This is a genomic window from Nocardiopsis sp. NPDC049922, from assembly GCF_040660275.1.
Classification (GTDB): domain Bacteria; phylum Actinomycetota; class Actinomycetes; order Streptosporangiales; family Streptosporangiaceae; genus Nocardiopsis.
This window is the reverse complement of the sequence record NZ_JBFAME010000027.1, coordinates 1-12274: the sequence shown is the minus strand read 5'-3', so window position 1 is coordinate 12274 and position 12274 is coordinate 1. Positions and strand designations below refer to the sequence as shown.

Genomic DNA, 12274 nt, shown 5'->3' with positions numbered 1-12274 from the left:
GGATCAGGAGAGGATTGACTACATCGTCCCCACGGTGGATACCCGAAGCCCCGTAGACCCCGGCAGCTTTGTTGAGATCCGCGTACGGAGCGGACAGGCCGCATCGCCAGGCAATGCCCTGCCTCCATCTGATTGGCAGCTCTGGGGCGATTTCACGGCCTCCCCGGGCCTGTGGGATCTTCCCCTTGCTCGTGTCCGCAGTCAGGCCGGGGACCCCGTAGAGGGCGGATACGCCCCTCAGATCGTCCGCGTAGATGACATCCGTAGGTACCTCGGGTCAGAAGTCCTCTACGTTCCCCAGGACAGCGCATGGCCCATTAAGCCAAACGATGGCCAGATGATGTACCAGAAATCAAGCCGCTCAATGGCTGTGTATGATCGTGATTCCGACTCGTGGCGTCCTTTCACTCAAATAGGTTCCGCCCGGCTCTACAAACCGAATGTATCGGGTCTCAGTTCTGGGTATTCGGCTTCTGGTCGATACATGATGATTGCCGATAAGCTTTGCTGGTTCAGTATCCATATCACGACCACAAGAGGCGTGTACCCCAACTCCAATAGGGCTGTACGTCTGTATCTTCCTGTCCGTCCGAACGGTGGGCACTACAACCCCATCAACTTCCATCAGTATTCTGGAGGTAGTGAAGCTCCGAACATGACCATTGGCCATGCTCTCGTCAATGCTGGTGGATATCTCAATTTGTATGCGCCCGATACCGGAGACACGGATACCCCTAGCTGGGAACTAGATTCTATGAGTTCGGAGAATCCCGGAACATCTTTGCTCGGCAGGCGCGGTGCCGTGTTGTCAGTGTCGGGCATCTACGAGACGAGATAGGAGATGGACCATCCAAATTGAATACGTAGCAACAGCTCTAGCGGCGGTCTTCTCTATGGGAGGGGCCGCCTTTCTTGGTGCCGTATGGCAGGGATTTAAGGGCTATTCCCAGGTGAGGGCGCAGCACATTGAGGATCTGGCCGCTTGGCGTGCCGAGCTGGCTTCCCAGGTTTCCGAGCTAAGAGCACTCATTGACTATTACCGAAGTGTTTCGGCGGACTACGCCTATCAGCTCCGGAGTCTAGGCGTAGAGCCTTACACCACGGCGGTGCTGCCACCTAACGCTTTTCGTCACTACAACCCCGAGGAGGGGGAAGATTATGAAGCTTCTTGAGCGTAGTTATTTCGGTTGGGGTACCTCTGGCGCTTCCTACGCCAACCCCAAGCGTGGCATTGCCGTCCATTACAACGGCGGAGCTACCGGCCTAAGTGAGGATGCATCTCACAGCAAGTGTGTTTCTTATTGGAAGAACACTCGCCGTTACCATGTGTACGGTAATGGCTGGGCCGACATTGGTTATTCTTTCGGGGTTTGTCCTCACGGGTACGTCTTTGAGGGTCGGGGTCTGAATAAGACTCAGGCCGCACAGCCCGGAGGTAACACCACCTACTACAGTGTCACTTTCATGATCGGCGGTTCCGAGAAGCCCGGAGAGAAGCACCTGCGGGCGTGGCGGGACGTTCGCGACTACCTGTTTTCTAAGGGTGTCCGAAAGGTCATCAAGTGTCATTCTGACTTTATTTTTACCTCGTGCCCTGGCGACTATCTTCGTAAGCTCGTTCGCTCTGGTGCCCTACTCAACGGCTCTGGCGATTCCAAGCCGGGCACCCCGAACGCCGAGACCGAGAAGGCCCCGGCCTTCCCTCTGGCGGCGGGGCATTTCTTCGGCCCTCGTACCGGCCCCTATTACTCCGTGAGTGGCTACTACAGCCATCGTGAGGACCTTCGTAGGTGGCAGAGTCGCATGAGGGATCGCGGCTGGACTATCGGTGTGGACGGCCTTTATGGGCCACAGACCCGAAGCGTAGCGGTGGCTTTCCAGCGGGAAAAGAGTCTAACTGTGGATGGCTTCATTGGGGCCGAGACGTGGCGTGCCGCCTGGGAGGCTCCCGTCACCTGAGAGGCAGGATGTTTGATCAGCCGCCCACGTTCCATGAGCTGATGGTCTGGGCTGAAACCGGCGTGCCCCCTGAGCACCAGGACCAGGGGGCCGCCACTCCAAATAATAGTATCGTAGGAGAAACTTTGAACCGAGAAACTTTTGAAACTCCCGCCCCCGGATCTGTACAGACTCCCCGGAATCGGATGAATCGGACATGGTTTCAGGGTGCCATTGCTGCGGGCGTCATCTGCGCTCTTGAGGTCATCGTCTCGCTGACGTGGGCGGACGGCATTGACTGGCAGTTCCTCGCCTTCGCCCTGGTGCAAGCTTTCGTTACCGGACTGGTGGCCTACTGGCACAAGACGAACGACGAGCACCAGGACCAGGGGGCCGACGATGGAGCCTGATCTCATCCAGGCGTTTAGCGATCTCGCGGGATCGCCTGTGCCTGCGGGCTCACGTCTCTTTGGGGGCGGCTCTGATGCGGCGGCTGAGCTGATGGACGGCTCTCGGGTTCCCTCAGCCCCGAGCTACGTCTACCTGTCCCCGGCCTCTGACGCCGTGCCCGCAGATGAGGTGTGGGTCTACGACCCTGACGCCCTCATCTGGCACCAGGCGGCGGACTCTCAGGTGTACAGCGACGAGAGGGGCATTCTCCAGGTGTTCGCCATCCCGGGGAACCCCTATCGCGTCTGGGTTGATTTCGGGGCTGGTCGTACCGGCATGGCCCCGGTAGACACGCATCACGAACTGACACAGCACATGGATTCTCCGGAGGCACATGCTGATATCCGGATTCGCATTGAGGCTCTACAGGCCGAGGTGGATGCTATTGACGGACAGGTAGCCGAGCTTGACGAGATCAATCTAGCAATTTCAGATCTCCAAACCCGGACGACCGAGGCGGAGTCAAACGCAAACACCGCGCTTTCTACGTCCACTCAGAACACAACTCGTGTAGACACACTCGACCAACGTGTCACAACTCTTGAAGGTAATACTCCCTGCCTCCGAATGCCGCTGATGTGGGACATGAGCGGAACCCTGGGCTCCAGTGTTTCGCGGCATCGTTACACCAACCTCCATGACCACTTGCAGGAAGTGACGCTGTTCTACGCAGAGATCGACGTATTGCAGGGCGGAAACGCCACTGTCCGACTTCTAGAGCGGGACAGGGACACCGGTCAAACCACTGAGCTTGTCTCTGGAGAACTGACACCAACAAGCAGAACTTTTGTCACTACCAATTTCCTCCATGTACTACAGGAAGGCAAGCAAATTGTCCCCGAGGTAATCATGGGGGAGGGTGCCGAAGGTCTTGATCTGACATTTGAGGTGTATGTTCAGTGAGTTGGACTCTCGCCTTTGAAAACACTCTCACAGGTCCGGTAGGTCAGGTTCCCACTGACAATAGTCTTACCGCATCGGGTGATCCGATGACTGTCACGACTCCGGGCCACTCGGAATACTCGGACACCTACACGCTTCACAACCTGAATACGATTCAGATCAAAACAGGGAAACACAGACAAGAAACACCGCGCTTAAGCGTATCTGGGTTCAATGATCTTCCTTTCTCGATTCGTTGGTATTGCTGGTTTCCGCAGATTCCTACGGGTAATGGTGAGCGCCGTTGGATTGCCCGCTTCGGAGACGTGGGCCTCATTGCCCACCAAACGTCTTACGGGAACTTGTATCTCCAGATGTCTCCGGCCGATATCGCAGCGGACGAGATCTCTCCTACAGCGTCCGGAGTTGCCCAGCCCGTAGGGCAGTGGCTACGCATTGAGGCTCAGTACACGACGACCAATAATCCGGTTTTCAGGGTGTTCTCTGAGCACCAGGAGGACGAGTATCGAGAATTCTCATTCGCTGGTGCTGACCTCAGCGGCGGAGACGTCCAACTTACTGGTTATCGGTACCGGCGTAGGACCCTCATTCAGTGGGGGTCCAGCGGACAGGCTGTGACAGAGCTACAGGAAGAGCTGATTGCGATTGGCTATCTTCCGTCTGGCAGCGCGGACGGGGTCTATGGGGATCAGCTCTACAACGCCATCATGGCCTTTCAGACTGACCACGGTTTGACCGCAGACGGGGCGGCAGGGAATGAAACTCGGGCAGCGATTGACGTTGTGAGAGGCGGGGCCTATCCGCCCCTGTACATGTCGCATCTGGCGTTCGCAGACGGTACGTGGATCGGCCCTGAGCCCGCCCCTATCCCTCCCCTGCCAGAGCCCAACCCTTACCCCATCTCTATCGGTTTGACCGCATAAACACAAAAGCCCCCCGGCGTCGGCCGGGGGGCTTTTCTTATTTCAGGACTCGGTAGCGGGATGCCCTACTGAATCCGGTAGCCTTCCACTTTCCGTCAGTGTCCCGGTAGAGGATGACACGGCGATCATAGATCTCATGCACACCGAACAGGTCGATGTGTGCCTTTCGATCGGGGGATTCCTCGTGAAAGTCCCACGTCTCCGGGAACTCCTGTGCAGTCTCCTGCCAGTCGTCGGACTGGTTGAGAGCTTCCACCATTTCCCGGATGCGGTCCTCTGTCAGGTTGTCCGGGTTCACGTCGTCGGGGTTCTCGTCCAGGGGGTTGAGCTGCATTACTCTCGTTCCATCTATTATCGGGGGGTGAGGTGTTAGATTCCAATCAACAGGCGTCCCGTTCGGTCTGCCCATTCTCGAATTTCCACCATGTGATTGGTCATCCTCACCAGGGATTTTATTCGAAACACGAGCGCTTGGAACTCCCGGGGAGGATTATCCCCCAGCCAGGGAGCAAGGCCGGGACGATCCCAGGGAGAAACAGACCCCGAGACACCTTCGTCCACAACCCATTCGGTGACGTAGAAACCCTCTCGCTCCGCCTCATCCACCAGGGCATCCATTCCGGCCGACGCTCCGGGAGAAGCCCGCAGGTATCCGATTGCGGGACGCAGGCCCCGTGCTTCACCAGATGCCCGCTCGTGCTCTTCAATAACTTTGAGCGCGTCGGATACGTACTTGTCGTATGCACTCTTATCCATCAGCCCTCTTCAGTGTCGGGAAGGTCGGGGAGCCGGTACGTGTATCCCACAACTTCTAGCGGCTCTCCCGTTAGAGCCGCAAGCCGCCACAGCGCTTCATTGTATCGGAGATCCTGATCCTCCAACTCTCTTTCCAACCGATTCTTTTCACTCAAGGCCGATAGGATAATCTCACGGTTTTCGTAAACAAATCGACCAATGGCTTTGAAGTCCTCGTCATGCATTACTTTCCCTCAACTCCCCATCCGGTGAGCTCTGCATGGTACCCACATTGCAAATCGTTCTTCACCGCCTCCTTGATATCCTCCCTCACTTCCCCTTTTGCCTTCCCATATGCAGTCATCCACGATTCCACCCCTTCATCAGGAATGTTCAGCGTGTAGCTAATCCGAACCTTCATGCTTAACCTTCCTGCCGAGCGTCCACCACGTCGCCCCAAAGGACGGAACGGACTCCGCTAGGCCCCGTTGCGGTACCGCTCGGACTGCTCATCCCTGATGGACAAGAATGGCGTTTCGCCTCCCGTCAGCAGTTCCAGGGTTTCGTTCTCCTCCCACGCCTCAAGATCACGCCAAGCAAGCGCGTAAATTTCACCCTTGATGACTACGCGCCCGTCCCTCTTCTTCTGTACGTCAGTAACGCGCCACCAGGGAGTTGACCCATTGGGTTCGGGGGTCCGCTTGGCGATATCCCCCTTTTCGATCTCGTTCGCGTCAATCACTCGCGCGGCAAGTACACGGTGTGACTCATGCATGTTGAGAACGTCATGGATATCCTTGCCATCAAGGAAATTTCCCCTGCGTTCCACTTCGTGCGACTTTCGCATAGAGTTCTCTCTTTCTATCCTGGAGCGCTTAGACCATAGCACCCACCGCGCCGCCCCTCCAGATCTTCTCTGAGAGAGGCGGCGCAGAGGCCGCTAGGCGTTCCTAGAACGAACTTGGTAGATGTTCTCAGGGGGAGTGAACCGTTTGATGCCCTTCTCTATTGCTGAAAGCGCATCACCGCACTGGCAGAAGGCGTGTCCACCGCTTCCGCAGTAGCCGCACGGGGATTCGTGAATCTCTTCCTTGTACTCTTCCGGGGCGCTCTTGCAGTTTTGGCAGTAGGTCACAGCTTCCTCACTTCGCGGTACTCGTATTCTTCCGGTTCCCCGGCCATCTCGGTATCCCAGCGGACGACCACACCGGTTCCCGTGTCTTCCACAACCGTTCCCCTATCGTCCTTACCGTTTTCCCGGTAATAGACCCTAGTTCCTTCATCGTACATGAGTCCTCCTCTTTCATCTCTATTTCTAGTGGCCACCACACCACCCCGAGGGGCGGCATGGAAACCACTAGAAAGCGTCGTATTCACCTAGTAGGTCGGAATCTGCATCAGCGTTGGCATGGAACCGCCTGTGTCGTTCCTCCCATCCCATCGTGCTCTTTCCCAGGGGCGAACTAAGTACACAGGGGTCACACACTGCCTGCCGATTCTTCGATCCCCGCGCGACAGCTTCCGCCGAGGCCGGCACCTTCACGGCCTTCCCCTCTCTAATCTCCACGTCGGGCGGGAGGCCCGTCTCAGGGTCGATTGGCAGTGCGTTCACGCACTCAGGGCAGAATGTAAACGACCTTTGGCAGTTGACACAGTTGGCAAGTGCCCTCATTACGGCCATTAAAATAGTTCTCTCTATCGGTAGGGTCGAAAAGCCGCCTTCGGAGTCATGGCCATTATAGGTCCACGAAGGGGCTGCCTGCCACCCTTTTGGACTTCTTCCGCCTGGGCTTCAAGGGGGCTTTCACAGCCTCCCGAATCTCCGCCCGCTCCGGCTCTGGTGAGACCGCTACCGCTGTGGTGGGGGCGGCGGGCTCCTGTCCCGTGTACCGGTAACGCAAGCTCGGCCTAGAGTCCGTAGGGACGCGAACCTTGACCAAGGCCCCGTTAAGCAGATACGCGGCTTGGTCAAGTTCCTTAATCGAAACACTGAACTTCTGGCAAGCCTTAGAAGTGGGCACCTCTCCTTTCATTTCCTTGACGTAACTAAGGAGCCTTGCGGGAAGCCCTTCTCTGACCTCTGCCCCCGTGGGGTCGATGGGAATAACGGTTTCCTTCTTCGTATCGCCCTCGTATTGCATGATGGCGAAAGAGACACTGTCGATCATGTACTTAACGACACCAACGGCCGCGTGAAGGTCATCAACAGAAATCTCTGTACGGCGATCGGAGATCGCATAGAGAGCGGCCAACCTATTGACGTAGGGAACACCGCGACCGGCAAACGACTCCATGCGCCCGGAAACCGTCACCAGCCGATTGACATCCTCGTACAACCCTCCGTCTCCCCAAAGGTCGTAAGCCTCGGAGTTCTTAGGGATCTCACCCTTAAATTCAGCTCCGAACTTCACCGCTTCCCGGAACAATTCAACCAACCTGTCCATCTCAGTCATGGACAGGTTGCCGCCGTGGGGGAGAGACCTTTGCCGCTGAACGTATGCCCACAGGAACCGGTTAGCGGAGCCACCCGCCAAGTCGGCCGCTGACAGGCTGGCAGCCAGCTCCCCGGGCGTGATATGGCCGATCACGCCAAGGTGAGGACCCCCGACAACTAGGGTCTCCTTCTTGGTAATATTTGAAATGGTATCGCCTTCCCAGGCGACACGAAGGTTTTGGCCTAGCGAATCATCAATACGCGACCGCTTGAGGATGGAAGCGTACTCGGACGCAATCAGAAGAGCTTGAAATCCGTCGCTGATCTTTACGGACGAAGAATCGCCTTCCTCGTCATCAGCACCAGACTCCGCACCATCCACCCAACCAGCTTCAAGCGCACGACTGTGCAGCTCGCTTACAAGGGCAGCGCCCGAAGCAACCCCCGCAGAAATGAGATGCGTCATGGGGTTCATGAGGCTCGGGCATGCCTGCGTGACAATACGCCTCGCTTCTCCTGTAGCGGTCCCTTTTCGTCCACTAGATGTCTCGCCAACGAGGATTGACCACACGGTGAGCGGATGGAAATCGTTTCCCACGCGGACCCGGGGGCCATTGCCGATGGCCACCGAATACATGGACATTAGCGAAAGAAGAACCCCGATGGGGTCCCCTTCGGTGTGCGGTTCAAGTGCCTTCGTAATTTCCCCCATCGTGCCATGATATACGGCCTTGCTAGGTATAGGACGCTTTGCCATTGTTGCCTTTCAGGATGCAAGGGGGCAGGGAGGGTGCGGCGCACCCTCCCCGAGGGTATCAGAGACTAGCTGTGAGCCTCCATGTACGCTTCCTTGATCTCCGCCCGGATACCACCACGGGTACCAACCTTGAAGCCGTTGGCCTTAGCCCACTGCCGGATTTCCTCATTCGTGGCCCGCTTGGGACGCTTGGCCTTAACCTCGTTCCTCGCCTTCGCGGCCTGGGCCACGTCGTCATCCTCGGGCATCCGCGCGTTGTCCGCGTCCTGAACGTGCTTGGGACCGCCCTTAAGGGCATCCCCAATGGCCTTGTTCACGGGAGTACGGGACGACTCATACTCTGCAATCTCTTCGTCGTCCCAGTCGCTCATGTCGGCCCCCTCGGGCCACTCCTCTTCCTCCCCTTCGTCTTCCTGATCGTCGCCATCATCGTCCGACTCTTCGTGGTCTTCGGCCTCAAAGTACGAAGCCATCCCCGTACTCTCTGGCTCCACACCACCAGCCATCAACATCGTGTGGAGATTCAGGGCCATTTTGACACGGCACTCCTCGCACACGTACACCTTCGCGGAAACACCATTAACACTGATCTCGAACGGCTCTCCGTCATCGGCCTGCACCAGCACCGGACGCGTCTTGTCCTCTGACTTGGAGTAGTGCACGCCACAAACAGTGATCTGCATTTTCATTCTCCCATTATACACTCAGCTTGACACGGTTAATCTTGGTCAACCGAACACCATTGAAATCCGACCGTCCCGCGATAGTGGCACGGTCGATACTGACTACTTGTCCGACTTTAAGACCGTGGTTCTTGGAATCAAACCACTTGTAGCCGTTCCCGTTACCGTCCTTGAGGACAACAACCGTCTGAACTTCGGTCTTCTCTTCACCGCTTTTCTTAGTGAAAGACACTGTGTGCGGCTCAGACCGAACCACGGCGAACTTACCGGGGAGGAACTTCGTCACATACTGAGAATTAGACAGCTCCGCCCACACGTTCTTTCTCTTGTGCTTAATCACTCCATCCTTGAATGCCGGAATTACAGTGGACACAACCCCGACCGACTCCAGGGGAACGGGGCCGAACGCTGATAGGCGCTTAGCCAAGCCCTTCTCATACGGAGATACGTGCTCCCGATTCTCGTTTCCTCTCGTCCACACCAGCGCCTCACGTGCGGTGCGGACATCCTCTGCCGTTACGGAAGGAATCGGCAGGCTAGGGTCAGTTAGGGCAGCAACGACCGCAGAGGCCGAGGATGGGACCCCCCGAACCTCTGCATCCTTCTCCGCTGTCCAACTGTTCCCATTCATGCGGTAAATGTACGCGGCAACCGCTAGCACGGTGCCAATAGTCCATGTGGTCATTTGACTCCCTTTCTCCGGTACCACAAGGCAACCCCCGACCGTTGGTCAGTGGTCACCTTGCATATCGGATTTCAGAAGTTCTCTACGTAGATCACCTCCGTTGATTTGGGGGCACTGACTGACACGGCCTGAGCTACGGGCATGCCGTGGTACGAGGAAACGTATACTCTCGTGTATCCCCGACTATTGAGAAGGTTGTTAGTTCCTAGCGCGTACTCTCCATTATGAAGAACCGCGTACTTGAATTCGTTTGCTGTCTTAAGCATCGTTTCGGCAAGCTTGCCGGAAGTCCATCCATCTCCATTCTTATTGTCATATGGAACATGTCTAAACGGGATTCGCTTGGTTCCCTTTCGATGCCACATCGCCAAGGAGCCGTCAGAATTTTGCTTGAGATAGAACTGAGTCACCGTTTTCCCTATCACCTATGCCTAACCAGCATTTTCCGTATTCCGGAATACTACCTCACGGCACACCCGATGAAGTTATCGGGTGTGCCTTCTCTGCCTCCAGGATGCTCCCTAAGGGCTCAAAGCAGGCCCAGGTAGGGAGAACCCCACCCGGACCACTTTCAGCGCCTCAGGCGTTACTCAGACGGCTTGTATCGGGCCTCGCAGGGCTCCGTCAGTCGCCTCATGAGCATTGGCAGTGCCCCCACGTCCCCGATGCTCCGCGTGTACCTGATTTGCTCCACCAGGGCGTCACGCTCCTCTTTGGTGGTCGGGTGTCTAAAGATGCAGTTACATTCCGGCTTATCGCTCACAGAATTATCTTTCTAGTAGGTGACGTTAGGTGCCTTCATGTTGTGGTGAGTGAACAGCATTTCAGCCACCTTGCGACAGTACAGGGTGTACGCCCTATCGTGAGTGGCGATGTCGTATCGACCGTTCACCAGTGTATTACCTCCTTCGGTGGTGTGGAGTGAGTAAGTGGCCCCATTCCACAGAAGCAACACACCTTGCCTACCCGTAGACGTGTGGCCTTCCTGTTCATGCCTGGCAATGACCACACGTCCGCCGAACTCTTCCACTTGACTACACTCCTCCCCTCTACCAGTGGCCAAGTTCGCGACCGAAAGTGAACACTTCGTTTCTCTTCAAGAAGAGTTCACGGTCTTCCTGAGAGATGCCGATAGCGGACGGGTGACCAGAGATCAGGTCGGCCGCCCACGTGCGAGCCTCAGAAGACAGCTCACGATCCCGCATGCCGGGTTGGGATGCGACCTCGTTATAGAGGTTCAAGAACTCCTTGTGAGCGTGGTGCTTAGGGTCCAACGTGCCTCCCTGCAAAAATCGCAGGAGATGAAGCCATCCCCGAGGAGACATGCTGAACTGGTAGTACACTACGCCGCCTTCAAGGCGAGTAAGGTTTTCCACGTTCCCTATTTCTGCGTCAGGGTAGCCGCCGTTCGGCTACCTGAGCGCCCGGGGGTGGAATCGAACCACCCTACAGCCATTCCGGGCCGCTGTGTATCACACAACGCTAAGACAACCCTTGGTCTTCAAAGAATTCCGGTTCTCCTCACTGTCGTAGTAGAACTTAAATCCCCTCTCATTCTTAATTTCCCTGGCCTTGCAGATGACAAATCTAGAAGTCCGGTCAAAGTAGCTTTCCATGACAACTCACTTAGACCCGTCCCACCTACTGACAGTCAGGAACCATTCCCCACCAGCCCTACCAAATTCCAGAAGCTCATTACCGTTGGTCGATTCACGAAACATAGCGTTGGCAGCCATTGTCAATCCCTTCGTTGCATCAGTCGCCTTATAGTGACAGTGCGCACGCCCGATTGTGAATCGGCAGGGCTAAACCCACGTGCGCCAAACCGTCAGACTTCGTCGGCAGGAATATAGGTGTAACTCACGTTCGCTTCGTTCAGTGCGCAATCCGTGTCGCAGTCGTGAACGTTGCTGAAGCGCTTGTGTTCGTCGGTCCGAACCTCCCAATAAATCGACTCGAATACCTCCGATTGATCATCGACAAAGGTCTGTAGACGGTCGTCCGTGTGGTCCTCAGCCGGGTTCGCCAACCAATCAAGCGTCATGATCAGCGCCGAATGATGGGTGATCCCGTATTGCGTGTGAAGGTCTGAGGAACTGAACACAAGTTCGTCACCCTCCCATACGTTCACAATCCAATATTTGTTTTCATAGACCTTACCGACCGTGCCACCATCCATTGTGGCTACGCCAACCCGAACCGGGACGTAGTCCTCGTGCGTGTAGGCGTACTCAGGCTCGGTCTGGTACACGCCCATATAGTCAGTAATCATCTGATCCCCTTTGTCTTGGGCACGTCCTGATGACGTGCCCCAGTGCGCGCACTGGTCATGAACCAACGGGACCTATCCAGTCCACACGCGCTAGCCTTGCTATGGCTCTGGCCGGTATCCATATCCGGCAGACCACGTCCAACCCTTGCCCGATGAGCTAGGAATCCAGCAACCGCCGGGACGGAGCCAAATTGGATTCCATGCCCTCATGTCACGCATACATCCTTCGGCTTCATTCAAGCTATCAGTTCGGAGAGTGTTTCTCTCTCCGCCCATTCCCCAAGTTACGATGTATTCCGCTGAATCACTCGTATTAATTTCTCTAACGACGGTTTACCGGCCACCAAAACCAGCAACTAGGGCACTTTGGTCCAAGATCTAGGACTCCTTAGAGTGGAACAAAATTTCTTCACAATAGCTACACTCCGCATGACATGCCGTGTCGTTCTCGCCAATAATGAGGTGACTAGTTTCTCCGCATTCATCGCACTCCG

The 12274-nt window shown here is 56.2% G+C and carries 14 protein-coding genes; 4 read left to right on the top strand and 10 right to left on the bottom strand.

Annotation, left to right across the window (positions count from 1 at the left end):
- The first annotated feature begins 1158 nt into the window (after positions 1-1158).
- From AB0I72_RS26710 to AB0I72_RS26695, 4 genes are read left to right on the top strand one after another with little or no spacing between them, the layout of a single operon-like run.
- Positions 1159-1959 (top strand): N-acetylmuramoyl-L-alanine amidase, encoded by an 801-nt coding sequence (locus tag AB0I72_RS26710; protein WP_358573448.1) that lies wholly within the window; start codon positions 1159-1161, stop codon positions 1957-1959.
- An 8-nt stretch (positions 1960-1967) separates the two neighbouring features.
- The gene (locus AB0I72_RS26705) at positions 1968-2348 is read left to right on the top strand and encodes a hypothetical protein (protein WP_358573447.1); all 381 of its coding nucleotides are present in this window, start codon (positions 1968-1970) and stop codon (positions 2346-2348) included.
- On the top strand, positions 2338-3291 hold the full coding sequence (locus AB0I72_RS26700) for a hypothetical protein (RefSeq protein WP_358573445.1): 954 nt from the start codon (positions 2338-2340) through the stop codon (positions 3289-3291). The genes AB0I72_RS26705 and AB0I72_RS26700 overlap by 11 nt, the downstream gene beginning before the upstream one ends.
- Positions 3288-4214, top strand: coding sequence for a peptidoglycan-binding domain-containing protein (locus tag AB0I72_RS26695; protein WP_358573443.1), 927 nt, complete (start codon positions 3288-3290; stop codon positions 4212-4214). Before AB0I72_RS26700 ends, AB0I72_RS26695 begins: the two co-directional genes overlap by 4 nt.
- Positions 4215-4251: 37 nt before the next feature.
- Here AB0I72_RS26695 and AB0I72_RS26690 read toward each other — a convergent pair whose 3' ends face one another.
- The 10 genes from AB0I72_RS26690 to AB0I72_RS26645 all read right to left on the bottom strand — a co-directional run bounded on the left by AB0I72_RS26690 (position 4252) and on the right by AB0I72_RS26645 (position 11780).
- Positions 4252-4548 carry a hypothetical protein gene (locus AB0I72_RS26690; RefSeq protein WP_358573441.1) on the bottom strand — a complete coding sequence of 99 codons (297 nt, stop codon included), beginning with the start codon at positions 4546-4548 and terminating at the stop codon, positions 4252-4254.
- 35 nt (positions 4549-4583) lie between these two features.
- Positions 4584-4970 (bottom strand): recombinase family protein, encoded by a 387-nt coding sequence (locus tag AB0I72_RS26685; protein ID WP_358573439.1) that lies wholly within the window; start codon positions 4968-4970, stop codon positions 4584-4586.
- Positions 4970-5194 carry a hypothetical protein gene (locus tag AB0I72_RS26680; RefSeq protein WP_358573437.1) on the bottom strand — a complete coding sequence of 75 codons (225 nt, stop codon included), beginning with the start codon at positions 5192-5194 and terminating at the stop codon, positions 4970-4972. The genes AB0I72_RS26685 and AB0I72_RS26680 overlap by 1 nt, the downstream gene beginning before the upstream one ends.
- A complete protein-coding gene (locus tag AB0I72_RS26675; RefSeq protein WP_358573435.1) occupies positions 5194-5370 on the bottom strand; it encodes a hypothetical protein in 177 nt (58 codons plus the stop codon). Before AB0I72_RS26675 ends, AB0I72_RS26680 begins: the two co-directional genes overlap by 1 nt.
- 57 nt (positions 5371-5427) lie before the next feature.
- Positions 5428-5796, bottom strand: a complete 369-nt coding sequence (locus AB0I72_RS26670) for a hypothetical protein (protein WP_358573433.1) — start codon at positions 5794-5796, stop codon at positions 5428-5430.
- 284 nt (positions 5797-6080) lie between these two features.
- On the bottom strand, positions 6081-6239 hold the full coding sequence (locus AB0I72_RS26665; RefSeq protein ID WP_358573431.1) for a hypothetical protein: 159 nt from the start codon (positions 6237-6239) through the stop codon (positions 6081-6083).
- A 446-nt stretch (positions 6240-6685) separates the two neighbouring features.
- Positions 6686-8095: a hypothetical protein gene (locus tag AB0I72_RS26660; protein ID WP_358573429.1), complete on the bottom strand. Its 1410-nt coding sequence runs from the start codon at positions 8093-8095 to the stop codon at positions 6686-6688.
- Positions 8096-8205: 110 nt separating this feature from the next.
- Positions 8206-8829 carry a histone-like nucleoid-structuring protein Lsr2 gene (locus AB0I72_RS26655; protein ID WP_358573427.1) on the bottom strand — a complete coding sequence of 208 codons (624 nt, stop codon included), beginning with the start codon at positions 8827-8829 and terminating at the stop codon, positions 8206-8208.
- Positions 8830-8836: 7 nt separating this feature from the next.
- Positions 8837-9454, bottom strand: a complete 618-nt coding sequence (locus tag AB0I72_RS26650) for a hypothetical protein (protein ID WP_358573425.1) — start codon at positions 9452-9454, stop codon at positions 8837-8839.
- Between the two features lie 1882 nt (positions 9455-11336).
- Positions 11337-11780, bottom strand: coding sequence for a hypothetical protein (locus tag AB0I72_RS26645; protein WP_358573423.1), 444 nt, complete (start codon positions 11778-11780; stop codon positions 11337-11339).
- Between the last annotated feature and the right edge of the window lie 494 nt (positions 11781-12274).

Excerpts from the sequence above, each read along its gene's own strand:
- AB0I72_RS26705 (WP_358573447.1), top strand. The coding sequence starts at position 1,968 with ATGTTTGATCAGCCGCCCACGTTCCATGAGCTGATGGTCTGGGCTGAA.
- AB0I72_RS26675 (WP_358573435.1), bottom strand. The coding sequence starts at position 5,370 with ATGAAGGTTCGGATTAGCTACACGCTGAACATTCCTGATGAAGGGGTG.
- AB0I72_RS26690 (WP_358573441.1), bottom strand. The coding sequence starts at position 4,548 with ATGCAGCTCAACCCCCTGGACGAGAACCCCGACGACGTGAACCCGGAC.
- AB0I72_RS26645 (WP_358573423.1), bottom strand. The coding sequence starts at position 11,780 with ATGATTACTGACTATATGGGCGTGTACCAGACCGAGCCTGAGTACGCC.
- AB0I72_RS26680 (WP_358573437.1), bottom strand. The coding sequence starts at position 5,194 with ATGCATGACGAGGACTTCAAAGCCATTGGTCGATTTGTTTACGAAAAC.
- AB0I72_RS26670 (WP_358573433.1), bottom strand. The coding sequence starts at position 5,796 with ATGCGAAAGTCGCACGAAGTGGAACGCAGGGGAAATTTCCTTGATGGC.
- AB0I72_RS26665 (WP_358573431.1), bottom strand. The coding sequence starts at position 6,239 with ATGTACGATGAAGGAACTAGGGTCTATTACCGGGAAAACGGTAAGGAC.
- AB0I72_RS26710 (WP_358573448.1), top strand. The coding sequence starts at position 1,159 with ATGAAGCTTCTTGAGCGTAGTTATTTCGGTTGGGGTACCTCTGGCGCT.
- AB0I72_RS26660 (WP_358573429.1), bottom strand. The coding sequence starts at position 8,095 with ATGGGGGAAATTACGAAGGCACTTGAACCGCACACCGAAGGGGACCCC.
- AB0I72_RS26655 (WP_358573427.1), bottom strand. The coding sequence starts at position 8,829 with ATGAAAATGCAGATCACTGTTTGTGGCGTGCACTACTCCAAGTCAGAG.
- AB0I72_RS26685 (WP_358573439.1), bottom strand. The coding sequence starts at position 4,970 with ATGGATAAGAGTGCATACGACAAGTACGTATCCGACGCGCTCAAAGTT.
- AB0I72_RS26650 (WP_358573425.1), bottom strand. The coding sequence starts at position 9,454 with ATGAATGGGAACAGTTGGACAGCGGAGAAGGATGCAGAGGTTCGGGGG.
- AB0I72_RS26700 (WP_358573445.1), top strand. The coding sequence starts at position 2,338 with ATGGAGCCTGATCTCATCCAGGCGTTTAGCGATCTCGCGGGATCGCCT.